Source organism: Marinomonas sp. HM11-D (assembly GCF_057626615.1).
Genome location: NZ_JBMMKT010000001.1, coordinates 53,058 through 76,582, shown reverse-complemented (window position 1 = coordinate 76,582; position 23,525 = coordinate 53,058). Strand labels below are relative to the sequence as shown.

Here is a 23,525-nt window from a genome sequence, read left to right as displayed (position 1 = left end):
TGAAACAATCAGCTTTTATTATTTTCTTTTAATAATTCGTCAATATCATCAGTCGAAAAAATATCATCAATCATTTTGTCAGTCATTTCTTTATTTTCAACGAATTCGTTCTTATCTAATTCTTTATTATCTTCTATTTCATAGAAAAACTTAAAGTCATTTTCATTAGATGAATATTGATTTTTAGGATGTATGTATTCATATTTAATTTTAAGTATTTCAAACAATTCTCTTATTTTTTCAATCTTGTGTTTTTTTCTTGAAATACTATTCAAATCAAGAACTTTAAGTAAAAAGTTTAAGTGCAAATATCCTGATTTTTTATTAAGACCAATAATAAACTTTAATTTTAAAGCTCTTATATTTCTACCCATGTTTTTTAAGTCTTCCAATTCAAAAACATAGCTTTTATCGCTAATTAATTCTCTTGCGTATCTTTTACTTAGTTGAAAACTTATAATTTTTCTATCGTAACTTATTTTTTTAAAGAAAATTGGATTATCTTTGCTGCATTTATTTATTTCTTTTACAAATGATTCAATTTTAGTGTAGTTCATTGATTTTCTGTTTATATAGCTTGAAGAAAATAAATCACTATCTAATTCAAATGAGTGTGCTGTTGTAATTGATTTATTTGTTAGTTTTGCGTTTGTTTTTGCAATCATTGTAGATTTAGCAATAAGATATAAAAAGAGCTTAAACTCATTAATATCGTTGTATTTAAATAGTTCGTAAAATAGTTCGTCTTTTTTGCTCATAATGCTTGCTGGTATGGATATGTATTTAATCATTATTATTCCTTGTTTTTAATGTTTAAAACCTCCGAAATAATAATCATTATAATATTATGTATTGACTAAAATATATTTAGTTGTATATTGAGATTATTACTTCTTGCCACGGAAGTTATTTTTTAAAAAGTCGCATTACAGTGCGGCTTTTTTTTCGTCTGTAATATTTACTAAAACACGAAAAAAATTAATGTCAACTTTCTATGAATGCCTCTAAGTGTGTCCACCAAATGTCTATAAGTGTGTCCACCTTGTGTCTCCAAGTGTGTCCACCATATGTCTCTAAGTGCGTCCAGCAAATCATACTCAAAGCTATACGTGGTAAGGGCTACAGCCGCTCTTTAATAAAAACTTCTTTAATAGTAATTATCTTTAATAAATACATCTTTTAATAAGGAGTGATTTTAATGATTTTCCGTAAACGAAAAATCTTCTGAGGTAGGGCCGTTTTGAGCTTGCGAAAAATGGCTTAATAATTCATCAAATTAGAGTAATTTACTAATCATCTAACTAATTAGACACAAAAAGCAAAATCTTAGCAATTTGAGCTATTTAAAGAGTTGTTATAGAGATATTGAGTTAAAGAATTGTCTTAGAGCTATTCAATAGATGGAAAGAACTCTCTCTAATATCAAAATTGGCAAAATTAGAGCATTTCGTGAGATGGGTATGTAAATAGACGTACAAATAAAAATCTAAGCAATTTAATGCATTTCTGATGCTTCATTTTCTAAATATTCTAAAATTATAGATTTTATTTTTTTAGAGACCTTGATAGGAGGAACTTTAAAAATCTCCATTCTTGTTTTTTGAATATTTTTATGATGAATCCGAACACCTGATTCTTTTTCATATTTTCTTATTTCTTTTATTAATTCTTTATATGTTAGAAGCTCTGATTTTTTATTACCAAAAACTAAGTAATATCTAAGTCTATACTCTGAAAAATATGAATGAAGTTTTCTTTCATACCCAGCGTCATTTATCGCCATAGAAAATTCAAAATAGTTATCAAAAACACCTTTACCGCTATTTATGCTTTTTATTCTATTTTCTAAACTTGATTTTGTTTGTCCGACTTTCATTATTCTTTTGTCTTTTGATAAAAGAATATATGTCCACCCTTTTTTACTTGGTCGATAATCAAGCAAATCATAAATGATAATCTTATCTTTCGATTTCATCTATATGCTTAAAAACACAAGTCAAAATTAAATCTTTGATACTTATTTTATGCTTCACAGAAAAAGCTTTTATTCGGTAATGGTCTTTTTCTTCTATTTTTAGATTTAAGGTTTTAAGAGGTTCTGCTTTTGTTGCAGTTCCAGAGTTTTTATTTAGAAGTGGTCCCAACCCTAAGTCTGATCTTCCATAAAATGAAATAAGTTCACTTTCTTTAGTAAAAGCATCACTTTCATTGTCAGATTTAAAAACAATAGCTATTTGAGGAGATTGCCCCTTAGCCCTGATATTTTCGACTAACTTTGCAACTTCTGGATTATGTGATTTGAGATAGCTTGAATCTATTCTGTCCCTTGACCCTTTACCAACATAAAAAGGGCTACCATTAGGGTATCTAACTTCGTAAACGTAAAACACTCGTATTCCCTGATGTCAGAATTAATAAGCTGTATTACATCACGGATATGGGCAGAGTTGAAAGTACAAAGTTTAGGCTAATAAATGTATAAACTTTAATCCGGTTTGCCATTTCATTTCTTAAAGCAGGTAATTGACATAAGTATAGTAGGTTATGAGAACCGGCGGCGGCGACTTCTAAGGCGCGCCTTGCTTGATATTGACCTTTTACATCGGCCATATCTTTTAACAAGGAGATGTCTTCTGCGGGAATAGTCTCGGACTTGCAACGCTGTAGCTTGGCTTGCTTAATCAGCGCCGCCGTCACTTGCGTTAGGTGATGAGCGAAGTAAACCTCATGATCTACCAGTCCTGCTTCATTGCGGTTATCCGCTGGCACGATCATTTTGCGCTGTGCGTCTTTGGCCGCCATCGCCGATGGCAAAACACCTGGAATGCCGCGCAGATCGCCAGATAACGCCAACTCACCAACAAATTCCGTATCGCGCAGCTCCATTTCCCCAAGCTGCCCTGAGGCCAGTAAAATGCTGATGGCAATGGCAAGGTCATAGCGACCGCCCTCTTTGGGCAAATCCGCTGGCGCTAGGTTAATGGTGATACGTCTAAGGGGAAACTCGAACTTGCTATTAATGATGGCGCTACGCACGCGATCTTTCGCTTCACGCACCGCGGCTTCGGGAAGCCCGACAATATTTAATGCGGGTAGACCATTGGAAATATGGGTTTCCACGGTCACTAAAGGCGCCGACACACCCACACGGGCACGGCTATAGATAGTCGCTAGGCTCATTATCACTCCTTGATTATTCGCCAACGCATCCAACTTTCGTTCCCACACGTATCCTTATGTGGAGGTAGTTATGACCAAAAAGTTGAACCCAAATAAATTATTGCTCTCGAAATGGACCACGGCTGCGCCCAAAAATAAAGAGAAGCATTTTATCATTACCGAACTGATCCGCGATGAACAAGACGCGGTGATCGATATTATCCTAGAAGCAGTGTACACCAAGAATGCCTACCAGCTACCTTGGCAAACACTGCTTGATGATCTCTGGCAACAAGGCTGGAAGTAACCTTAGGTTACTTCTGCTCGGTTTGTTCCAGTTCTGCCAAGCGCGCTTCGAGCTGCGCAAGCTTTTCACGGTACTTTTGCAGCATGGCAGCTTGCACTTCAAACTCTTCACGGGTTACCAAATCCATTTTAGTAAGCGTGTCTTTTGCTACCTGTTGCAGCTGCGCTTGGATTTCTTCCGCAGGAAGCTTACCTAGGGTACTCGCCGCTTGTTCCAAGCCTGAACCAAGTTGCTTAATAAATTGATCAATCATTGCTGCCTCATTCGTTTGCAGGGTTTATCTCTATTATAAAGGGCGCACCAGCGTTCTGTCTTTACACAATTCCGCCCCACAATAGTGAGCAATATGCGTTGTTAGGGTGCAACTTCAAAAGGCTATGTTCATTATCTGAACGTCTAAAAATGGTTTGCGCCCACCATTAGGGCAGACAATTATTCTGTATATTCAAGAAAAACAACGAAATAGTTCTGTAGCAGCCCTTAATATTCCACTCCAGAGATCAAGCGCACTAAAAAAGTGCGCTCGCACCATATTATTTAAACTCAGCCATACATGCGCAAATGCGCATCGACCTTCGCAGTTTCTTTACAAGTCTTACTGGATAAGGCTTTGCACGGTTTTGTAGCAGAATTTTCAAAGCTGGCACACATATTGAATATACCCAGTTACCTGCGATACGACATAAGACAGACTTAAATCTAAGGAGACTGTGGGTATGAAGCTTATCACTGCCATCATCAAGCCATTCAAACTGGATGATGTTCGCGAAGCACTTTCTGAAATCGGTGTACAAGGTATCACTGTCACAGAAGTTAAAGGTTTCGGACGTCAGAAAGGTCACACTGAACTGTACCGTGGTGCAGAGTACGTTGTGGACTTCCTTCCAAAAGTAAAAATTGAGCTAGCCATTGCGGACGACATGGCCGACCAAGTTGTGGAAGCAATTTCTAACGCTGCCAACACTGGCAAAATCGGCGACGGTAAGATCTTTATCGTTAATCTTGAGCAAGCGGTTCGTATTCGTACCGGCGAGACTGGGGAAGACGCAGTTTAATCACTGCTTCAATCTTACAAGCCTTTAGGGGGGCGAAACATGCAAGATCAAATTTTTCACTTACAATATGCCATGGACACCTTCTACTTCTTGGTGTGTGGCGCACTGGTTATGTGGATGGCTGCGGGCTTTGCGATGTTGGAAGCAGGTCTAGTACGTGCTAAAAACACCACAGAAATCCTGACTAAGAACGTCGCGCTATTTGCGATCTCTTGTATCATGTACTTGGTATGCGGTTACGCGATCATGTACGGCGGCACTTGGTTCCTATCTGGTATCCAAGACGTAGACGTAGCTTCTACTTTAACTGACTTCGCTGGCCGTGAAGGTGGCTTCGAAGGTGGTTCTATCTACTCTGGCGCTTCTGACTTCTTCTTCCAAGTGGTATTCGTTGCAACCGCAATGTCTATCGTATCGGGTGCAGTGGCTGAGCGTATGAAACTTTGGTCATTCCTTGCCTTCGCGGTAGTAATGACAGGTGTTATCTATCCACTAGAAGGTTCTTGGACTTGGGGCGGTAACGACGTATTCGGTATGTACAGCCTAGGCGACATGGGCTTCTCTGACTTCGCGGGTTCAGGCATCGTACACATGGCAGGTGCTGCAGCAGCCCTTGCTGGTGTGCTAGTACTAGGTGCTCGTAAAGGTAAATACGGTCCTAACGGCGAAATCCGTGCAATTCCAGGTGCTAACCTACCGCTAGCGACACTAGGTACCTTCATCCTATGGATGGGTTGGTTCGGCTTCAACGGTGGTTCGGTACTGAAACTTGGCGATATCGCTAACGCTAACTCGGTTGCCATGGTGTTCCTAAACACGAACGCTGCCGCAGCGGGTGGTGCCGTAGCAGCCTTGATGCTTGCTCGAATCCTATTCGGTAAAGCCGATCTAACCATGCTGCTAAACGGCGCGCTAGCAGGTCTAGTTGCCATCACAGCTGAACCATCTACTCCATCTGCACTGGGTGCGACGCTAATCGGTGTAGCGGGTGGTCTGATCGTAGTAGTGTCTATCCTAGCACTTGATAAGCTTAAAATTGACGATCCAGTGGGTGCCATCTCGGTACACGGTGTAGTGGGTCTTTGGGGTCTGCTAGCCGTGCCACTAACGAACGACGGTGCGTCTTTCGGCGGTCAAATCGCTGGTGCGCTAACCATCTTTGTTTGGGTATTCGCTGCAAGCTTGGTGGTATGGTTAGTGATCAAAGCCATCATGGGTGTACGCGTCTCTGAAGAAGAAGAGTACGAAGGCGTAGATATCTCTGAATGTGGTATGGAAGCGTACCCAGAGTTCAGCAAAAAATAATCACTAACGATTATTGTCTCTCCTTGGAAAACCCTCGCCGATGCGAGGGTTTTTCATATTTAGGCCCCATAACACTTGCCTTATCGCCATCAAAGTACGTTATAGTCTTAGGTATCGATAGCACCTTTATGGAGACTGTATGTTGGAAGATCTACATTTAAAGATCCGCAACTTAACCTTGGATGACTACCCACAAGTTAAAGAATTAATGGACCGCGTCTACCATGACATCGGTGGCTCGTGGCCAAAGCACACGATTCGAAAACTGATCAAAGACCTGCCCGATGGCCAAATTTGTTTGGTCGACCGCGAGAGAATCGTCGGCGTTGCCCTAGCGGTTAAAGTGAATTACCAGCGTTTTAGCAACCCGCATACCTACGATGATCTAGTGGACCAGCGCGAGCGCATCCACCACGATGAAGAAGGTGATGCGCTCTACGGTTTGGATGTGTTAATCGATCCTGACTACCGCGGTTACCGTCTTGGCCGCCGTCTTTACGAAGCCCGTAAAGAGCTGTGTCGCCAAGAGAACCTGATCGCTATTCTTGCCGGTGGCCGTATTCCGAATTACTACCAGCACGCGGATGAAATGACGCCTGCGGAATACCTAGAAGCCGTAGACCGTCGTAAGATTTATGACCCGATTCTAACGTTCCAATTGTCCAACGACTTCCAAGTCACACGTCTTTTGACTAAGTACCTACCAGAAGATGAAAAGTCTCGTGGCTACGCGACCTTACTAGAATGGAAAAACATCTTTTACGAGCCAGAGAAAAACACGGTATTGGAATACCGTAAAACTCAGGTACGTATCGGTGCCGTACAGTGGCAAATGCGTGAAGTGGACAGCGTCGAAGAGCTGCTGAAACAGGTGGAATACTTTATCGATGCCCTGTCGAGCTATAAGAGTGACTTTGCCCTATTCCCTGAGTTCTTTAACGCTCCGTTGATGGGACTGGCACCAGACCAAACCAACCAAACCGAAGCGATTCGTTTCCTAGCCTCGTTCACCGATCGCTTTGTTAGCGAAATGTCACAGCTTGCGGTGAGTTACAACATCAACATCATCACTGGTTCAATGCCGTTGATCGAAGACGATGTGATGTACAACGCCAGCTACCTATGTCGTCGTGATGGCACCATTGAAGAACAGCGCAAGATCCACATCACGCCACACGAACGCCGTGACTGGGTCATCGAAGGTGGTGATGAAGTGCGCGTTTGGGAAACCGACGCCGGCCGTGTGGGTATCCTGATTTGTTACGATGTAGAGTTCCCTGAATTGGCACGTCATCTGGCCTCGCAAGACATGGACATTCTATTCGTGCCGTTCTGGACCGATACCAAAAACGGTTACCTACGTGTACGCCGTTGTGCCCAAGCTCGCGCCATCGAGAACGAATGTTACGTGGTCATTTGCGGTAGCTGTGGTAACTTGCCTCAGGTTGAGAACTTGGACGTGCAATACTCTCAGGCGGCCGTGTTCTCACCATCTGACTTCCAGTTCCCGCACGATGCCACCATGGCAGAAACCACGCCTAACACTGAGATGTTGATGTTCTCAGATTTGGACTTGGACAAACTGAAAGTGGTGCGTAGTGAAGGTTCGGTCAATAACCTGAAAGACCGTCGTTTAGATTTGTACTCCATTACTTGGAAAAGCAAATAATACGACTCTTTGATACCATATCAGTATCAGGGACACCTTATAACAGCCGCTAACCCTAGCGGCTGTTTTGTTTCCATCGTTTATCGGTCAATGAATTTAGGAAGTAACCCGTCATGGCAAAAGCAAAATCCGCCTTTGTCTGCAACGAATGCGGCGCAGACTACGCAAAATGGCAAGGCCAATGTCAGGCCTGTGGTGCATGGAACAGCCTACAAGAGTTTAAAGTCAGCACTGGCAAAACCTCTGCTCGTGTCGCTGCGACCCAAGAGGCAGGCCGCAAAGGTTATGCTGGTGCCACCACAGGCATTCAAGATCTATCCGAAGTCGATCTTGGCGATATGCCGCGCTTTAGCTCTGGGGCAAGCGAGTTTGACCGTGTACTGGGCGGTGGTTTAGTACCCGGAGGCGTGGTGTTGATTGGTGGTCACCCAGGGGCGGGGAAAAGTACCTTGCTGCTGCAAACCATGTGTTGGCTCGCACAGCAGCAAAGCGCTCTGTACGTGACCGGTGAGGAATCCCTACAGCAGGTAGCCATGCGTGCCCATCGTTTAGGCTTACCCACCAAAAACCTTAAGATGCTGTCCGAAACCAGTGTCGAAGGCATCTTGGCAGTGGCGGAACAAGTACGTCCAAAAGTGATGGTGATCGACTCCATCCAGGTAATGCACCTTGATGGCATTGAATCGGCCCCTGGCAGTGTCTCGCAAGTACGTGAAAGCGCGGCGGTGTTAACGCGCTTTGCCAAGCAAACGCAAACGACCGTACTGCTGGTAGGCCATGTGACCAAAGACGGTACTCTGGCCGGCCCAAAAGTATTGGAGCATATGGTTGACTGTTCGGTACTGCTAGAAGGCTCGGAAGACTCCCGTTTTCGTACCCTACGTGGTATGAAAAACCGTTTTGGTGCGGTGAATGAATTGGGCGTTTTCGCCATGCTAGAAAACGGTCTAAAAGAAGTGAAAAACCCAAGTTCGATCTTCTTGAATCGCTCTAAGCATCCTGCAGCGGGCAGCTTGGTGATGGTAGTTTGGGAAGGTACGCGTCCGCTACTGGTGGAACTGCAAGCCCTTGTCGATGACTCGGCACTTGGTAACCCACGCCGTGTTACCGTGGGCTTTGATCATAATCGTCTCTCGATGCTATTGGCCGTACTGCATAAGCACGGTGGACTCATGACCGCTGATCAGGATGTCTATTTAAACGTGGTTGGTGGTGTCAAAGTTCTGGAAACTTCAGCCGACTTAGCCGCCATTGCCGCGGTAGTCTCAAGCTTCCGTGATCAGGTGCTACCACACGACTTAGTAGTGCTAGGGGAAGTCGGTCTATCGGGGGAAATCCGTCCTGTGCCGTCTGGCCAAGAGCGTATCAGTGAAGCCGCCAAGCACGGTTTTAAACGCGCGGTCGTGCCGAAAGGTAATTGTCCGAAGAAACCTATCGAAGGTATGACGGTAGTTGGCGTGGAGCGCTTATCTGAAGCCTTAGATGCTATCTTTGGCTAATGCTATTCAGCTTCGGTGATCGGGGTGGCGAACAGATCTTGCACATCTTCGCCTTCCATCCCGTACGGTAAGTCTTTATCCGATTCCGCTTGCAGGCGATCCTGCTTAGCTTTCAAAATACGTTGCCAGCGACTGCGGCACAGCTGAATCACTTGGCGCTTTTCCGCATCGTTCATTTCATGCCAATGAAAGCGCTCTTCGCGGCTACGCAAACAGCCTTTGCAGTAGCCTTTACTGCTCGACTCACAAATGCCACGACATGGGCTTTCGATCTGAAATAATTCAATCTGCTCCATGCCAGGCTCCTCATTAAGGTAATTAATCGGTTACTAAACGATAATCGTAAATCTCTTCTGGGGACAAGAAATAAATGCGCTCCGCAGGCGAGGCATCCAAGGTAAACCAGTAAAAGCGCTCCGGCACGCCCATTTCCAGATAGAAGTTCACATAACTGGCGTGCACCGGATCGGCCAGATTGATGTCATCGCCCCAGTTTTGCGTATCACGCCAAGAATGTACCCCCACCCCTGCACCGGCGCCTATGCTGCGATTCACACCGCCCAAAAATAAATCGACGCCACCGGAGAGTACATAGCCTGTCTCGGCAATGTGGGTATTGAGTCCTAAATGACGAATCATGCGTGCCGCTTCCATGGTCGCCAGTTGATCGTTAGAACCAGGTACATCCACCAAAACTAAATCCGTCACATTAGGGTGTTCGCTTAACGCCTCTTTTAACTGCTGTGGCAATTGGCTGGTCAATAGGCCAGATAAATAAGCCACATCGCCTTCCACATAAATGGACACATCCTCACCCTGTTTTGCCGCTTGATGAAGAGGCTTTTGTACTTCACTGCTGGCACAGCCAGTCAGCACCAGTAAAGCAAAACACATTCCATACAATACACGAGCAGGCTGGACCAGCATGGCGGTAAACTCCTTATTTAATCACGGCCATTCATTTCGATTAGTAACGATTGCATTCTGTTTGTAAAGGGTTTCGGACAGACTTTACTGAAACAGGCGTCAGATGGCTCATTTTAAGTAAAACAGGTGTCCCCTGCCGTCAAGAAACAGAGAAGGTTTATCCTCATTGTGTAAAGGTCTATTTGGTACACAAGTCAGACCATCTGAACAGTCCTATCTTTCCCCAAACAGCTATAATCACAATAACTATCAGATAGAAACAAATATAACCACAAGGACTATCTAGCATAGCGCGCGGTCAATTTATAACTTGACCGCATGGATATAAAATCAAGTTATTCTTATTTTAATCTAACCATCTCTCATGGAGGGTTCATGGTACGTCCATTCAAGGGCTTAACGCCGCTCGTTGTAACATTCGCTGCCACGGCTTTTTTAGTTGGCTGTTCTTCGGAAGAAAATCTCGACACTGCACAAGCGGTGATCCGCCCAGTGAAACTGTATAGCATTGATGCCACAGATGTGGTCAGCATTCGTCATTTTCCTGCCGAGTTAAAAGCCAGTGATGAAGCCGACCTTGCCTTTCGCGTAGGTGGACAAGTCACCCAATTAAATGTCAAAGAAGGCCAACGGGTAGAACGCGGCCAACTGCTTGCCTCGCTTGATCCAACGGATTACCAACTGCAAGTCGAACTCTCGCAAGCCAACTACAAGCTAGCTAAAGCGCAATTTGATCGTATCAAAACCATGTTGGCGAAAAATGCCACTACCCAAGCCCAATTTGATGAAGCCAAAGCCACTCTTGATCAAAGCGAAAACGCGCTTGAGACCGCCAAAAACCAGTTAGGTTACAGCGAGTTGCGCGCACCGTACGATGGCGTGATTGCTTCACTCAGTATTGATAACTACGAATACGTGGGCGCGACGCAGACCATTCTGCACATTCAAAACATTGAACAAATGGATGTGGAGTTTCAGATTCCAGAGCGCTTAGTGGCCAATATTCAAAAAGTAGCGCTGCAATATCACCCACAAGTGTCGATTGATGCGGTACCGTCACAAACCTTCGAAGCCGTATACAAAGAACATCGTACTAGCCCTGATGTGACGACTAAATCCTACGACGCCACCATTTCTCTACTGAACACCGAAGAGGCGCCAGTCAATTTGCTGCCGGGGATGACGGCGACAGTGGATTTGGACATTAGCCAAATCAGCGGTAAACCGACGCACATTACCGTGCCGATCGAAGCGGTGATGCGCCGTCAGACCAGCACAGGCGACAGCCAGAGCGTGGTCTGGGTGTACAACCCAGAAGCGGGGACCGTAAACCCACGCGAAGTCACTTTGGGCGATATGACCAACGACAGTATCGAGATCATCAGTGGTCTGAATCCTGGTGAGCAAGTGGTAGCGGCAGGCGTTCATGATTTAACGCCAGATCTGCAAGTACGCCCTTGGACACGCGAGCGAGGAATCTAACTTGAATATTGCCGGCTATTTTATTGAACGCAAAGTTTCCAGTTGGCTTGTGACCTTGATTCTATTGATTGGTGGCGCCTTGGCCTTCACCAATCTTGGTCAATTGGAAGACCCTGAATTTACCATCAAAGATGCCTTGGTCATTACCCAATACCCAGGTGCTAGCCCAGAACAGGTGGAAGAAGAAGTCACCTATCCGATTGAGCTAGAACTACAGAATTTGCCTTATTTGGACGAGATCAAATCGACCTCTAAAGAAGGCTATTCCAAGGTTCAAATTACCATCAAAGATACTTACCGCGCCCAAGAGCTGAAACAGATTTGGGATGAAGTACGTAAGAAAATCAGCGATATGCGCGGGCAATTCCCAGCAGGCGTATCCACCCCGATCGTGGTCGATGACTTTGGCGATGTGTACGGCGTAATGCTTGCGGTACATGGTAAAGGCTATCCCTACAAGGATCTGGAAAATTACGTCGACTATGTGAAGCGTGAGCTAGTACTGGTTGACGGCGTCGCGAAAGTGGAAGTGGCTGCTGAACAGGCAGAACAAGTGACGATCGAGATTTCTCGCTCCAAGCTAGCCACCATGGGCGTGTCACCGACTCAGCTACAAAATCTATTGGCCAATCAGAACATTGTCTCCAATGCCGGTAAGGTTCAGGTAGGCACGGACTACATCCGTATCAGTCCAACCGGTGAGTTCAACGATATTGCCGAGCTTGAAAACCTAACGGTCGGCACCCCAGGCGATGGCAATCTGATTCGTCTGAGTGACGTGGCCACGGTCAAACGTGAGTACCAAGATCCGCAAAACCATATGGTGAACTTTAACGGCGCTAGCTCGCTGTTATTAGGTATTTCCTTTAGCAACAACGTCAACGTAGTCGATGTGGGTAAACACATTGAGGCGCGCTTACAGGAGCTTGAATACCAGCAACCGATCGGCATCAGCATGGATACGGTCTACTTCCAGTCAAAAGAAGTGGAGAAGTCTGTTACTAACTTCCTGTCCAACCTGGCCGCGGCGGTGGGCATTGTGATCTTGGTGCTGTTGGTGTTTATGGGCGTACGCTCAGGCATCCTAATCGGCTTAATCCTGTTGTTGACCATCCTTGGCACCTTTATTGTCATGGATTACTTCAACATCAACTTACAACGTATTTCATTGGGTGGTTTGATCATCGCCCTAGGGATGTTGGTCGATAACGCTATTGTCGTCACCGAAGGCATCTTGATTGGCCTTCATAAGGGGCAAAGCAAGTTTGAAGCGGCCTCAAGTGTTGTCAAACAAACCAAGTGGCCACTGTTGGGCGCGACCGTCATCGCCGTAACCGCCTTTGCGCCAATTGGTCTATCGCCAGACTCGGTGGGTGAGTTTGTTGGCTCTCTGTTCTACGTCTTGCTGATCTCTTTGATGCTCAGCTGGGTGACCGCGATTACCCTGACCCCCTTCTTCTGTGATTTGTTTTTCAAAGAAAACAAAGCCGCGATGGCTTCTGAAGAAGAGCAAGATCCGTACAAAGGCTTCTTGTTCGTGGGTTACAAATGGCTGTTAGACAAAGCCATGCACTTCCGCTGGTTAACCGTGATTGGCTTAGTGATTTCGCTGTTTGTTTCTGGCTGGGCGTTCCAGTTTGTCAAACAAGCCTTCTTCCCACCTTCGACCACACCGATGTTCTACCTCGATATCAATTTACCAGAAGGGACGCACATTAATGCCACCTACGATAAGGTCAATGAGATCGAAGCGGACTTGTTGGGCGATGATCGAATCGACTTTATCACCAGCACCACAGGGCAAGGTGCGCTGCGTTTTATGTTGACCTATGAAGCGACACAAACCGACAGCAGCTATGCTCAGTTCATCGTGCGTGCCAAGTCAGGGGATGAGATCCCAGCGCTGATGAATGACATTTATCAACTAATGTCGAATAACTACCCCGATGTGGAATTCAAGCTCCAACGCCTGCAGTTAGGCCCCTCAACTGGTGCTAAAATCGAAGCCCGTTTCAGTGGCCCAGACCCACAAGTTCTGCGCCAACTTAGCGCTCAAGTTCAGGATATTTACCGCGCGGATGGTGGTCTAGAAAACATCAAAGACGATTGGCGTCAGCCAGTAAAAGTGCTTCGTCCGATCTTTAATGATGCCCAAGCGCGCCGTTTAGGCATTAATAAAAGTGACCTAGATGAAGTGTTATTAACCAACTTTACTGGTTCAGAAATCGGAACTTATCGCGATGGCACGGATCTACTGCCGATCATTCAGACCGTGCCGGAAAATGAGCGTGTGTCGATTGATCAGGTCCGTGACTTGCAGATCTACAGCCCAGCCAGTGGTGCCTATGTCTCAGTCTCGAACTTAGTGGATGGTTTTGAAACGGTTTGGGAAGACCCCATCATTGAACGCCGAGACCGTAAACGTACCATTACCGTGAAAGCAGATCCCTTAATTTTAGGGGATGAAACGGCCATGGCGGTGTTCAGCCGTATCCGCGAAAAAGTGGAAAATATTCCTTTATCGCCCGGATATAGCATGGAATGGGGGGGAGAATATGAAAGTAGTACGGATGCGCAAGCAAACATCTTTACGTCGCTTCCAATGGGCTACCTATTCATGTTTATTATTACGATATTATTGTTTAACTCTGTGCGCGTACCATTAGTGATTTGGTTCTGCGTCCCGTTGGCCCTGATCGGTGTTTCTTCTGGATTGCTGATTATGGATGCCGCCTTTAGTTTCATGGCCCTACTCGGTTTCTTGAGCTTATCGGGCATGATTGTGAAGAACGGTATCGTACTGGCCGACCAAATCAATTACGAACTCGCACAAGGAACGGAAACCTACGAGGCGATCTTCAAATCAGCGGTCAGTCGTGTTCGACCTGTATGTATGGCAGCGATTACGACGATCCTAGGAATGGTACCGCTGCTTTACGATGCATTTTTCGAAGGTATGGCTGTGGTGATTGCGTTTGGTCTGGGTTTTGCAACCGTACTAACGCTGATCGCAGTGCCTGTCTTCTATGTCATTTTGCATCGCGTGAAGTATCGTAAAATGAGCGATTTTAACGCATAAAATCGCGCACAAATGCCTCGCTCTTTGAAGAGCGAGGCGATATGGATTGGATTTATGCAGATTGATGATTTACTAAAACTCGATATCAAACTCTTGGTGTCATTTGAAGTCATACTAGAAGAGTGCAGCGTTTCGCGTGCCGCAGAACGTTTAGGTGTGACACAGCCAGCCCTCAGTAAGTCGTTACAGCGTTTAAGGGAACTATTCAAAGATCCGCTGTTCACTCGTCAAGCTTATGGTTTGAGCCCCACTTCGCGCGCCTACGAATTGCATGAGCAAATTACGCCGATTCTAGGCTCCATGTCGAACTTGCTACAACCGAGTCATTTTGACCAAGGCACCTTAAAACGCCGTTTCAGTATCAAAGCTGACGAAGAACTGTTACTAACGTTTATCGAACCGTTATTGGCGATGCTACATTACCAAGCCCCCAATATTCGCCTAACCAGCAGTAACTGGAGCGACGACGGTTACGATGATCTAGTCAATGGCGTTGATCTAGGCATTATCAATGCCGAATCCACACCGAATAATATTCGTAGCAAGATGGTCGGTGGCATGGATGGTTGCGTCATTTTAAGTGAAGCACACCCACTTTACTTCCAAGACGAAGTGACCTTAAAAGAGCTACTAGAACACAAGATAGTGGTGTTCAATATTCGTAACTTCCAAAGTGCCACCACCAGTGTCACGATTGAGAAGTTAGAACAATTAGGCTACGTGATTGAGCCTAAGATTGAGACCGACAGCATTGCGGTAACAGCAGAAGCAGTGAAGCGTGGTATGGCGTTAATCGGTTCGGCGCAGCTTGGCGCCTTGTTTAAAAACATCTCTTGTCGCGACAACTACACCTCGATCAAGGTACTGCCGCTACCTGCAGATGCAGTTGAGGCCGACCCATACAGTGGCCGTCATCCGGTACAAATCTGCTGGCACGAACGCTACGACAAGGACCCTGCACATCGCTGGTTCCGTGAGCAAATCGCCACCTTTATGCAATCCTCACCTTGGATTCATGAAGAGTAAGCTCAATCGTTTTTAACCCGTATTGCGTCAAAGAGAGCTTCTTCGGAAGCTCTTTTTTTATGGCCAAAGCCAGATTCCCATCCAACTAGTCAGAATTTGATATTTATTCAGTTCAATCCCCAAAACTTAAGATAATGCGACCTTTATTAACGACTTTTGTCCTATTCACTTGAAAAAAATTGCCATCCCAACCCCGAAAGTTAGTATTGCCCGCACTAAAAATTATTAGAAAGAGAGTATGAAAGGACAACATCATGTCAGATAACCTAACCCCATCTTTCGATGCCGTGACACCACGACGAGCCAATATTTGGCTGTTTATCGTACCATCCCTGCTGGGTCTGCTTTTGTTTATGACCCCAGTTCCCTATGGCGACGGTGTCACCATTCCGATTGCCGTGCTGGCTGGTGAGTTTAAAGGTTTACTGGGGGACAAAGCGCCCTTGGTGGTCACCACGCTGATCTGTTTAGCGGCCGCCCTGTCCATTATTACCACCTTCTTTAAACCGCTGCACAACACCACGCTACTTCGTACTCTGTTTCTTACCAGCCTGCCTTGGCTCACCTTACGAGTATTAGGGGCACTCTTCGCCATCATGACGTTGAACAATGTCGGCCCTGCCATGATTTGGCATGAATACACTGGCGGCCTGGTATTACATGAGCTGATGCCGACCCTGTTGGCGGTATTTTTGTTTGCCGGCTTATTGCTGCCATTGCTATTGGACTTTGGCTTATTAGAGCTGACGGGCAGCTTGATGAGCAAAATCATGCGCCCGCTGTTTAATTTACCGGGGCGCTCTTCGATTGACTGCGCCACCTCTTGGCTCGGCGATGGCACCGTGGGCATCATGCTGACCAGCCAACAGTACGAGCAAAACCTCTATACCAAACGTGAAGCTGCGGTGATCGCCACCACTTTCTCAGCGGTATCGATCAGCTTTGCGCTCGTCGTAGTCTCACAAGTAGAACTAGAACATTTGTTTATTCCGTTCTACTTTGCGGTCTCATTAGCGGGCTTTATTGCGGCTCTGATCGTGCCGCGCTTACCGCCCCTGCGTCGCATTGCCAATGACTACTTAAATGGCCAACCAGCCGAGCCCTGTGAGCTGGCCAGTAAACCAATCAAAGAGCTGTTCGCCCTAGGTATTCAAGGGGCAATAGCCCGTGCGGAAAATAGTCGAGGGGTGAAAGCAGTATTGGTGGATGGTGCGAAGAACGCGGCGGAAATGGTGTTCTGTGTTCTACCTGTGGTGATGGCAATTGGTACGCTAGCCCTAGTGGTAGCCGAAAACACCAGTATCTTCAGCATCTTAGGGACACCCTTTGTGCCGCTGTTAGAGTTACTACAGATCCCAGAAGCGGTGAAAGCCTCTGAAACCCTAGTCGTGGGCTTTGCCGATATGTTTATTCCATCGATTATGGCGGCGTCTATCGACAATGAAATGACACGCTTTGTCATTGCCGCGGTGTCTATCACGCAGCTGATTTACCTATCGGAAGTGGGCGCCTTGATCCTTGGTAGTAAAATCCCGATCAACCTATTAGAGATGTTCATCATCTTTATTTTACGTACCTTGATTACTCTACCTGTCATTGCCGGTGTCGCGCATTTGATCTTCTAAAAACCTGTGCTCCCAGCCGATAAAGCAAAAGGCCCTTGCGCGCAAACGAAAGGGCCTTTTGTGTTATTGATCGATCTGATCACGCAGCCAATCGAAACGTGGGATCACTTCCCCTTCGATTTCCACCGTCTCTAGAAACATGGATTTGGGGCGTACCCACCAGCCAAAATCACCGTAGAGGGCTTGATACACCACCAATTCTTCCTCTGTTTCACTGTGACGAGCGACCCGTTCAACCCAATATTCAGCGCCCTTGTAATGACGATACACACCAGGTTTGATCTTTGATTTTTTCATGATTTACCTAAATTCGACTTAATATGTCTCGGTTTTTGAAGGCTAGGTCGCATTTACGAAATTGCTAACCTACCCCAATGACAACCCTTTAACGATAATACAGATATTGTCTGTTTTCGAAAAAGGAGCGTCTCGGTGTATTTAGTTCGACCTGCTGATTTTCCCGACTTGCCAGCGCTAGAACGCTTAGCACGTAATGCCGGTATTGGTATCACTAACTTTCCGGCCAACAGAGAACGCTTAAACGATAAAATTGCCACCTCGCGTCAATCCCTGTTGAGTGACATCGTACAACCCAGCCATGAATCTTACTTGTTTGTCATGGTAGAGCAAGCCAGCCAAGAAATCGTCGGCACCTGCTCCATTGATGCCATGGTCGGAGTGGACGCACCATTTTACAGCTATCGCATCGACGAAGTCGTGCATGCCTCGCCGCAATTGCAAATTCACAACCGCATTCCGGCATTGTTTCTATGCCAAGACTACAGCGGCATGTCGCGCCTGAATGCTTTGGTGCTCGATAAAGCCCATCAAAGTGATGAAGCCTTTGCCCTATTGTCCCGTGCGCGCCTACTGTTTATCGCCCGTCACCCAGATCGCTTCACTTCAAAAGTGTTTGCTGAAATTCGTGGGGAAAGCGATCACAAAGGCTATTCGCCATTTTGGGAAGCCTTAGGGCGCCACTTCTTCAGCATGGATTTCAAAAAGGCCGATTACCTATCCGGCATCAGCAACCGCCAGTTCATCGCCGAACTGATGCCGCGTTACCCAATTTATGTGCCGACCCTGACACAAGAGGCGCAAGACGCCATTGGTGTGATTCACGAAGATTCAGAAAAAGTGGCCAATATCTTGCTGGATGAAGGCTTTGTGTTCCGTGATTACGTGGACATTTTTGATGCCGGGCCAAGTATCGAAGCCCGTGTACAGGATCTGAAAACCGTCACCGAACAGCGCATTGGCAAAGCATTGATTGATCCTAATTTAAGCGCTGATGAGCGCTACCTAGTCGCGGCAGGTCACCTTGAGGATTTCCGCGTGACCTGCGCCCCAGCAGATTCACAAGTTGCAGGCTTAGTCATGCATCCAGGCATTCAGGAGCAGTTGAATATTCACTCCGGCAGCCTAGTGCAATGGTCTAAACTTTAATGACACAAGGCGTCGTATCGAGCGCCCTTTACGAAGTATTAAGAGGAACACCGCTATGATGGTCATACGTTCAATTCGCAAAGATGATTTAGAAGAGCTTTATCGTCTGGCGGCTTTAACGGGAGTTGGCTTCACTTCCTTAGTGGCTGATGAAGACATTCTAACGCGTAAAATCGCCTTGTCAGAACGCTCATTTCAAAAGGAAACCATCCCTGAACCGGGGGATGAATCTTATTTATTCGTGCTAGAAGACACGGAAACGGGCACCATTGTGGGCACTTCAGGTCTGTTGGCGGCGGTCGGTTTAGACGAGCCATTTTACAGCTACCACCTCAGCACCATCACCCACTCCTCACGAGAGCTTGGCGTACACAAGATTCACCCAACCCTGATTCTCAACAATGACTTCACGGGCTTAAGCGAAGTGTGCACCTTGTTCTTGCAAGAGGACTACCGTCATTCACGTAACGGTCAATTGCTCTCAAAATGCCGTTTTATGTTTTTGGCGCAATTTCCTGAGCGCTTCAATGAAAATATCTTCGCAGAGATGCGTGGCTACTGTGATGAAAATGGTGTTTCGCCCCTGTGGGAAAGCCTTGGTCGCCAGTTCTTCTCCATCGACTTTGAGCACGCCGATGAGCTGACTGCACAAGGCAACAAACAGTTTATCGCTGAGCTGATGCCAAATAACCCTGTGTACGTCAACTTACTGCCACAGGAAGCCCGCGATGTGCTGGGCAAGGTACACCCTAAAACGGAGCCGGCACGTCGCTTGTTAGAACAAGAAGGTTTCCGCTACGAAAACTACGTCGACATCTTTGATGGCGGCCCGACGCTAGAAGTCCGAGTGGAAGACATTCGTGCCGTGCGCGACAGTCGTCTGGTATTGGCCACCATTGGTCAACCGAAAAACTTGGGCGACGGCCTGCATTACCTAGTGTCCAATGCCAAGCTAAATGACTTCCGCTGTATTTTGATTCAACGCTCTTCACCACCAGGAAGTGGCTTGGTGCTGAGCCAAGACGAAGCCGATGCCTTACTGGTTAACCACAAAGAGCCGGTTCGTATCGTCGAACTACTTCCGCACACCCGCCATTAAGCACAGGAGAAGACAATGAAACAGCAACAGTTTATTAATAACACTTGGCTAAATGGCGAGGGGACAAGTTTTCAATCGATTGATCCTGCGGATGGCAGCCTAGTTTGGCAGGCTCATAGCGCCAGCGCCGAGCAAGTCGATCAGGCGATCCAAAGTGCGCGTGCTGCTTTTCCAGCTTGGGCCAATCGCCCGATCGAAGAGCGCCTAGCGATCATTGATCGCTTTGCTGAGTTGGTCAAAGAAAATACTGACGCCATCGCAACTCTGATCAGCCGTGAAACCGGCAAACCGATCTGGGAAACACGCACCGAAGTGGCCGCCATGATTGGCAAGGTAGGCATTTCAAAACAAGCCTACAATGAGCGCACGGGGACTAAATCGACGGATATGCCGGGTGCCACCGCTGTGTTGCGCCATCGTCCCCATGGCGTGGTTGCGGTATTTGGTCCCTACAATTTCCCTGCGCATCTACCAAACGGCCACATTGTGCCTGCACTGATTGCCGGTAACAGCATCGTCTTTAAGCCAAGTGAACTGGCCCCCGCGACCTCGGATCTGGTGATTCAATTGTGGCAACAGGCCGGCCTTCCTGCAGGCGTGTTAAACCTTGTTCAAGGGGAGCGCGACACGGGAATCGCACTGGCCAACCACGATGGCATTGATGGTCTGTTCTTTACCGGCAGCCCTGCCGTGGGGCATGTGCTGCACCAACAGTTTTCTGGCCATCCTGGCAAAATTTTAGCACTGGAAATGGGCGGCAATAACCCGCTATTAGTGTCTGAAAAAACACAGGATATTCGTGCCGTCGTGTATGAAATCATCCAATCGGCATTCTTATCGGCTGGTCAACGCTGTACTTGTGCGCGCCGTTTGTTGCTGCCCAAAGGCGCCCATGGCGATGCTATTCTGAGTCAGCTGGTTGCCGCGACGAAAGCCCTCAAGGTTGATCGCTTTGATGCTGAGCCGCAGCCTTTTATGGGCCCGGTCGTTTCAGCTCAAGCGGCAGAAGGCTTGTTCCAGAATTACCTTAAGCTCGTACTGTTAGGGGCGCAGACTATCCTGCCGATGGAACGCGGCGAAGCCCATACCGGCTTTGTTTCACCCGCCATCGTTGATGCGACGGATATTCAAGCCAAACTACCTGACCAAGAGTATTTTGGCCCGCTGCTGACGGTAATTCGTTACGACGATTTAGAACAAGCGATGAAGATTGCCAACCACACCCGCTTTGGTCTATCAGCGGGCATCTTGTCCGACGATCGCGCCGAGTATGAGTGGTTCTTGCAGCACTCCCGTGCTGGCATCATTAACTGGAACCGTCAAACTACCGGTGCGTCCAGTGCGGCGCCTTTTGGCGGCACTGGCGCCAGCGGCAACCATAGAGCTAGCGCTTACTACGCGGCGGATTACTGCGCTTACCCAGTGGCCAGTATTGAAGTGGAACAGCTTCATGTCCCAGACACTTTACCGAACGGCTTAACCCTGTAATTTGAGGAACTCCCATGCATTCTGCAATCGAAGCAAACTTTGATGGTCTAGTTGGGCCAACCCATAACTACAGTGGTTTATCCTACGGCAATGTCGCCTCATCGCTTAACTCGGCTAAGCCATCGAACCCTAAAGCCGCAGCACTGCAAGGCTTAACCAAGATGAAAGCACTCGCGGACATGGGCTTTGTGCAAGGCGTACTCGCACCCCATGAGCGCCCACACATTCCGACTTTGCGCGCACTAGGCTTTAGCGGAAGCGATGCACAAGTCTTAGCACAAGCGGCCAAGCAAGCGCCGAAAGTACTCGCAGCGGTCAGTTCCGCTTCGTGTATGTGGACCGCAAACGCGGCTACGGTTTCTCCCAGTGCCGATACGCAAGATGGCCGCGTACACTTTACGCCTGCGAATCTAGTAAACAAATTTCACCGCTCAATTGAGCATCAAACGACCGGTCGAATTCTAAAAGCAACGTTCCCAGATGAGCAGTACTTTGCCCATCACGGGGCACTGCCGAGTGTCGATCATTTTGGAGATGAAGGCGCTGCGAACCACACGCGTTTCTGCAGTGATTACGGTCAAGCTGGGGTGGAGCTATTTGTCTATGGTATGTCTGCGTTTAATTCTGCGGCGCCACGTCCACAACGCTTTCCCGCACGCCACACGCTAGAAGCATCACAGGCCGTTGCCCGTATTCATGGTTTAGCGCCCGAGCGAGCAGTCTATGTGCAGCAACACCCTGATGTGATTGATGCCGGTGTGTTCCACAACGATGTGATAGCCGTCGGTAATGGCAACGTGCACTTCTACCATGAGAAAGCCTTCCTCAACACTCAGCAAATGCAGCAGGATCTGCGCCAAGCATGGGGCGAGCAAACTAAGTCACTGTATTTTGTCGAAGTGCCTGACAGCGCGGTCTCAGTAGAGGATTGTGTACAATCTTACTTATTTAACAGCCAGTTATTGAGTCGAGCAGATGGCACTATGACCCTAATCGTGCCTGGTGAAGTACAGCAAAATGAGCGTGTTTGGAGCTATCTGCAAGATTTGATGCAACAATCGACGCCGATTAAAGAGGTGCAGGTGTTCGATCTAAAACAAAGTATGAGTAACGGTGGCGGTCCAGCCTGTTTGCGTCTGCGTGTCGCTATGACTGCCGCAGAGCTAGCGGCCGTAAACCCTGCTACCTTGATGAATGAGTCACTGTTTAACACACTTAATCAATGGGTCGAAAAACATTACCGTGATCGTTTGCTAGAAGCAGATTTGGCCGATCCAAGCTTATTAATAGAATCTCGCCAAGCTTTAGATGAGCTCACCCAGATTTTACAATTGGGCAGTATTTACGAGTTTCAGCAAGGCTAATAGCTAACACTCTGTTACAAAAAAACCGTATCCAAGTGAACCTAGATACGGTTTTTTATAAGATCAGAACTGCAAAATGCTCTGTGCGCAGTTAGAAGTGCTCACCATTTTCAAAGTAGTCGCTGCCTTTAAGATCTCGGAACAAGGTGGTGATATCTTGGCCCGCATCAATCAAGGGGCGGATCAGATCGTCGATCGCCTGTGCCACTTTCGCTTTCACTTCCGCACCGCGATCAAACCAAAGAATCTCAATAAATGGGTAAGCTGGTGATGCACCGCCCACCACTAAGTAGATTGAGGATTGATACTCTAGGGTAAAGTGCGAATTGGGCGTATCGGTCAGCTCAGCAAGCGTCTCAACCAAGGTATCAGAAACCGACTCAAGGTCTTCTAAGGGTAAACCGCGTACACGAATATGTGGCATAAAATTCAACCTATCGAAATAAATAACGCGGTTATCTTATCATTCATCCACGTAATCAAACGAGCGGCTTTCCAGTACTTCACCATCTTTTACAAGGTCGACACTCCATTTACCATCAAATCCAGGCATTAAGCGTTTGGTCGACCAAATTCGCCAACGGTCACTGCCAATATCAAAAGGCACTTCCGCCTCAACCACACCATTCAGCTTCCATATATGGGACACTTGGCTGCCATCCATATCACGCAGGTCGGTAAAGAAATAAACGCGCTGAATTTCACCGTATTCAACTTTGATCACATCGCCAAGCTCATCAATCGGCTCACGATCCAAGATGTCCGAAGAAAATACAGCACGAGCGACGGAGCCTTCAGCCATCACGGCAGGGGCGGAAATAAAGCCTAGGGAAAGCAACATGGAGCGAATAAGCGTGTGATGCATAATGATTCCTACACTGTCAATGGGATCAAATCCCCAACTATTGGGAGAACGCCGCAAGCATTTTAATTTAGCTTATTTTTCACCCAATCACGCGCTTTTTTGTGTAGCAAATTGCAATGTTTGAGCGAGG

General features: G+C 46.9%; 23 protein-coding genes. 13 read left to right on the top strand and 10 right to left on the bottom strand.

Annotation, left to right across the window (positions count from 1 at the left end):
- Window positions 1–8: 8 nt before the first annotated feature.
- The 4 genes from ACOSVP_RS00315 to ACOSVP_RS00300 all read right to left on the bottom strand — a co-directional run bounded on the left by ACOSVP_RS00315 (window position 9) and on the right by ACOSVP_RS00300 (window position 3,180).
- Complete coding sequence (locus tag ACOSVP_RS00315) at window positions 9–791, bottom strand: hypothetical protein (protein WP_487345522.1); 783 nt, start codon at window positions 789–791, stop codon at window positions 9–11.
- 704 nt (window positions 792–1,495) lie between these two features.
- Window positions 1,496–1,975 carry a hypothetical protein gene (locus ACOSVP_RS00310; protein ID WP_487345521.1) on the bottom strand — a complete coding sequence of 160 codons (480 nt, stop codon included), beginning with the start codon at window positions 1,973–1,975 and terminating at the stop codon, window positions 1,496–1,498.
- Window positions 1,959–2,390, bottom strand: a complete 432-nt coding sequence (locus ACOSVP_RS00305) for a GIY-YIG nuclease family protein (RefSeq protein ID WP_487345520.1) — start codon at window positions 2,388–2,390, stop codon at window positions 1,959–1,961. The genes ACOSVP_RS00310 and ACOSVP_RS00305 overlap by 17 nt, the downstream gene beginning before the upstream one ends.
- A gap of 34 nt (window positions 2,391–2,424) precedes the next feature.
- Window positions 2,425–3,180 (bottom strand): magnesium chelatase domain-containing protein, encoded by a 756-nt coding sequence (locus ACOSVP_RS00300; RefSeq protein WP_487345519.1) that lies wholly within the window; start codon window positions 3,178–3,180, stop codon window positions 2,425–2,427.
- 70 nt (window positions 3,181–3,250) lie between these two features.
- On the opposite strand from ACOSVP_RS00300, the gene ACOSVP_RS00295 reads away from it, so the two are divergent.
- Entirely contained in the window at window positions 3,251–3,466 is a 216-nt protein-coding gene (locus tag ACOSVP_RS00295) for a TIGR02450 family Trp-rich protein (protein ID WP_487345518.1), read from the top strand.
- A 7-nt stretch (window positions 3,467–3,473) separates the two neighbouring features.
- On the opposite strand, the gene ACOSVP_RS00290 is transcribed toward ACOSVP_RS00295, so the two are convergent.
- Complete coding sequence (locus ACOSVP_RS00290) at window positions 3,474–3,719, bottom strand: accessory factor UbiK family protein (RefSeq protein ID WP_487345517.1); 246 nt, start codon at window positions 3,717–3,719, stop codon at window positions 3,474–3,476.
- Between the two features lie 463 nt (window positions 3,720–4,182).
- Between ACOSVP_RS00290 and glnK the strand changes: the two genes are divergently transcribed.
- From glnK to radA, 4 genes are all read left to right on the top strand, one after another.
- Window positions 4,183–4,521 carry a P-II family nitrogen regulator gene (gene glnK, locus ACOSVP_RS00285; protein WP_067204550.1) on the top strand — a complete coding sequence of 113 codons (339 nt, stop codon included), beginning with the start codon at window positions 4,183–4,185 and terminating at the stop codon, window positions 4,519–4,521.
- A gap of 39 nt (window positions 4,522–4,560) precedes the next feature.
- The gene (locus ACOSVP_RS00280; RefSeq protein ID WP_487345516.1) at window positions 4,561–5,826 is read left to right on the top strand and encodes an ammonium transporter; all 1,266 of its coding nucleotides are present in this window, start codon (window positions 4,561–4,563) and stop codon (window positions 5,824–5,826) included.
- A 139-nt stretch (window positions 5,827–5,965) separates the two neighbouring features.
- Entirely contained in the window at window positions 5,966–7,495 is a 1,530-nt protein-coding gene (locus ACOSVP_RS00275; RefSeq protein WP_487345515.1) for a GNAT family N-acetyltransferase, read from the top strand.
- 113 nt (window positions 7,496–7,608) lie between these two features.
- On the top strand, window positions 7,609–8,994 hold the full coding sequence (gene radA, locus ACOSVP_RS00270) for a DNA repair protein RadA (protein ID WP_487345514.1): 1,386 nt from the start codon (window positions 7,609–7,611) through the stop codon (window positions 8,992–8,994).
- A gap of 2 nt (window positions 8,995–8,996) precedes the next feature.
- Here the strand turns inward: radA and ACOSVP_RS00265 are convergent, their stop codons facing one another.
- On the bottom strand, window positions 8,997–9,290 hold the full coding sequence (locus ACOSVP_RS00265; protein WP_487345513.1) for a DUF1289 domain-containing protein: 294 nt from the start codon (window positions 9,288–9,290) through the stop codon (window positions 8,997–8,999).
- A 22-nt stretch (window positions 9,291–9,312) separates the two neighbouring features.
- Window positions 9,313–9,921, bottom strand: coding sequence for a COG3904 family protein (locus ACOSVP_RS00260; RefSeq protein WP_487345512.1), 609 nt, complete (start codon window positions 9,919–9,921; stop codon window positions 9,313–9,315).
- 375 nt (window positions 9,922–10,296) lie between these two features.
- On the opposite strand from ACOSVP_RS00260, the gene ACOSVP_RS00255 reads away from it, so the two are divergent.
- From ACOSVP_RS00255 to ACOSVP_RS00240, 4 genes are all read left to right on the top strand, one after another.
- Window positions 10,297–11,403 carry an efflux RND transporter periplasmic adaptor subunit gene (locus ACOSVP_RS00255; RefSeq protein WP_487345511.1) on the top strand — a complete coding sequence of 369 codons (1,107 nt, stop codon included), beginning with the start codon at window positions 10,297–10,299 and terminating at the stop codon, window positions 11,401–11,403.
- A gap of 1 nt (window position 11,404) precedes the next feature.
- Window positions 11,405–14,482 carry an efflux RND transporter permease subunit gene (locus tag ACOSVP_RS00250; protein ID WP_487345510.1) on the top strand — a complete coding sequence of 1,026 codons (3,078 nt, stop codon included), beginning with the start codon at window positions 11,405–11,407 and terminating at the stop codon, window positions 14,480–14,482.
- A 54-nt stretch (window positions 14,483–14,536) separates the two neighbouring features.
- Entirely contained in the window at window positions 14,537–15,508 is a 972-nt protein-coding gene (locus ACOSVP_RS00245; RefSeq protein WP_487345509.1) for a LysR family transcriptional regulator, read from the top strand.
- 254 nt (window positions 15,509–15,762) lie between these two features.
- Complete coding sequence (locus tag ACOSVP_RS00240; protein ID WP_487345508.1) at window positions 15,763–17,133, top strand: YjiH family protein; 1,371 nt, start codon at window positions 15,763–15,765, stop codon at window positions 17,131–17,133.
- A 63-nt stretch (window positions 17,134–17,196) separates the two neighbouring features.
- Here ACOSVP_RS00240 and ACOSVP_RS00235 read toward each other — a convergent pair whose 3' ends face one another.
- Complete coding sequence (locus ACOSVP_RS00235; protein WP_487345507.1) at window positions 17,197–17,430, bottom strand: DUF1653 domain-containing protein; 234 nt, start codon at window positions 17,428–17,430, stop codon at window positions 17,197–17,199.
- Window positions 17,431–17,565: 135 nt separating this feature from the next.
- Between ACOSVP_RS00235 and ACOSVP_RS00230 the strand changes: the two genes are divergently transcribed.
- Genes ACOSVP_RS00230 through astB form a run of 4 tightly spaced genes read left to right on the top strand, consistent with a single transcriptional unit; the run spans window position 17,566 to window position 22,530 of the window.
- Window positions 17,566–18,579, top strand: a complete 1,014-nt coding sequence (locus ACOSVP_RS00230) for an arginine N-succinyltransferase (protein ID WP_487345506.1) — start codon at window positions 17,566–17,568, stop codon at window positions 18,577–18,579.
- A gap of 55 nt (window positions 18,580–18,634) precedes the next feature.
- The gene (astA, locus tag ACOSVP_RS00225) at window positions 18,635–19,678 is read left to right on the top strand and encodes an arginine N-succinyltransferase (RefSeq protein WP_487345505.1); all 1,044 of its coding nucleotides are present in this window, start codon (window positions 18,635–18,637) and stop codon (window positions 19,676–19,678) included.
- A 15-nt stretch (window positions 19,679–19,693) separates the two neighbouring features.
- Window positions 19,694–21,166 carry a succinylglutamate-semialdehyde dehydrogenase gene (gene astD / locus ACOSVP_RS00220; RefSeq protein WP_487345504.1) on the top strand — a complete coding sequence of 491 codons (1,473 nt, stop codon included), beginning with the start codon at window positions 19,694–19,696 and terminating at the stop codon, window positions 21,164–21,166.
- Window positions 21,167–21,180: 14 nt separating this feature from the next.
- A complete protein-coding gene (gene astB / locus ACOSVP_RS00215) occupies window positions 21,181–22,530 on the top strand; it encodes an N-succinylarginine dihydrolase (RefSeq protein WP_487345503.1) in 1,350 nt (449 codons plus the stop codon).
- Window positions 22,531–22,621: 91 nt separating this feature from the next.
- Here the strand turns inward: astB and ACOSVP_RS00210 are convergent, their stop codons facing one another.
- A complete protein-coding gene (locus tag ACOSVP_RS00210) occupies window positions 22,622–22,954 on the bottom strand; it encodes a DUF1904 family protein (RefSeq protein WP_487345502.1) in 333 nt (110 codons plus the stop codon).
- 39 nt (window positions 22,955–22,993) lie between these two features.
- Window positions 22,994–23,395 carry a DUF2914 domain-containing protein gene (locus ACOSVP_RS00205; RefSeq protein WP_487345501.1) on the bottom strand — a complete coding sequence of 134 codons (402 nt, stop codon included), beginning with the start codon at window positions 23,393–23,395 and terminating at the stop codon, window positions 22,994–22,996.
- Between the last annotated feature and the right edge of the window lie 130 nt (window positions 23,396–23,525).

Excerpts from the sequence above, each read along its gene's own strand:
- ACOSVP_RS00315 (WP_487345522.1), bottom strand. The coding sequence starts at position 791 with ATGATTAAATACATATCCATACCAGCAAGCATTATGAGCAAAAAAGAC.
- ACOSVP_RS00310 (WP_487345521.1), bottom strand. The coding sequence starts at position 1,975 with ATGAAATCGAAAGATAAGATTATCATTTATGATTTGCTTGATTATCGA.
- ACOSVP_RS00300 (WP_487345519.1), bottom strand. The coding sequence starts at position 3,180 with ATGAGCCTAGCGACTATCTATAGCCGTGCCCGTGTGGGTGTGTCGGCG.
- ACOSVP_RS00295 (WP_487345518.1), top strand. The coding sequence starts at position 3,251 with ATGACCAAAAAGTTGAACCCAAATAAATTATTGCTCTCGAAATGGACC.
- ACOSVP_RS00290 (WP_487345517.1), bottom strand. The coding sequence starts at position 3,719 with ATGATTGATCAATTTATTAAGCAACTTGGTTCAGGCTTGGAACAAGCG.
- glnK (WP_067204550.1), top strand. The coding sequence starts at position 4,183 with ATGAAGCTTATCACTGCCATCATCAAGCCATTCAAACTGGATGATGTT.
- ACOSVP_RS00280 (WP_487345516.1), top strand. The coding sequence starts at position 4,561 with ATGCAAGATCAAATTTTTCACTTACAATATGCCATGGACACCTTCTAC.
- ACOSVP_RS00275 (WP_487345515.1), top strand. The coding sequence starts at position 5,966 with ATGTTGGAAGATCTACATTTAAAGATCCGCAACTTAACCTTGGATGAC.
- radA (WP_487345514.1), top strand. The coding sequence starts at position 7,609 with ATGGCAAAAGCAAAATCCGCCTTTGTCTGCAACGAATGCGGCGCAGAC.
- ACOSVP_RS00265 (WP_487345513.1), bottom strand. The coding sequence starts at position 9,290 with ATGGAGCAGATTGAATTATTTCAGATCGAAAGCCCATGTCGTGGCATT.
- ACOSVP_RS00260 (WP_487345512.1), bottom strand. The coding sequence starts at position 9,921 with ATGCTGGTCCAGCCTGCTCGTGTATTGTATGGAATGTGTTTTGCTTTA.
- ACOSVP_RS00255 (WP_487345511.1), top strand. The coding sequence starts at position 10,297 with ATGGTACGTCCATTCAAGGGCTTAACGCCGCTCGTTGTAACATTCGCT.
- ACOSVP_RS00245 (WP_487345509.1), top strand. The coding sequence starts at position 14,537 with ATGCAGATTGATGATTTACTAAAACTCGATATCAAACTCTTGGTGTCA.
- ACOSVP_RS00240 (WP_487345508.1), top strand. The coding sequence starts at position 15,763 with ATGTCAGATAACCTAACCCCATCTTTCGATGCCGTGACACCACGACGA.
- ACOSVP_RS00235 (WP_487345507.1), bottom strand. The coding sequence starts at position 17,430 with ATGAAAAAATCAAAGATCAAACCTGGTGTGTATCGTCATTACAAGGGC.
- astA (WP_487345505.1), top strand. The coding sequence starts at position 18,635 with ATGATGGTCATACGTTCAATTCGCAAAGATGATTTAGAAGAGCTTTAT.
- astD (WP_487345504.1), top strand. The coding sequence starts at position 19,694 with ATGAAACAGCAACAGTTTATTAATAACACTTGGCTAAATGGCGAGGGG.
- astB (WP_487345503.1), top strand. The coding sequence starts at position 21,181 with ATGCATTCTGCAATCGAAGCAAACTTTGATGGTCTAGTTGGGCCAACC.
- ACOSVP_RS00210 (WP_487345502.1), bottom strand. The coding sequence starts at position 22,954 with ATGCCACATATTCGTGTACGCGGTTTACCCTTAGAAGACCTTGAGTCG.
- ACOSVP_RS00205 (WP_487345501.1), bottom strand. The coding sequence starts at position 23,395 with ATGCATCACACGCTTATTCGCTCCATGTTGCTTTCCCTAGGCTTTATT.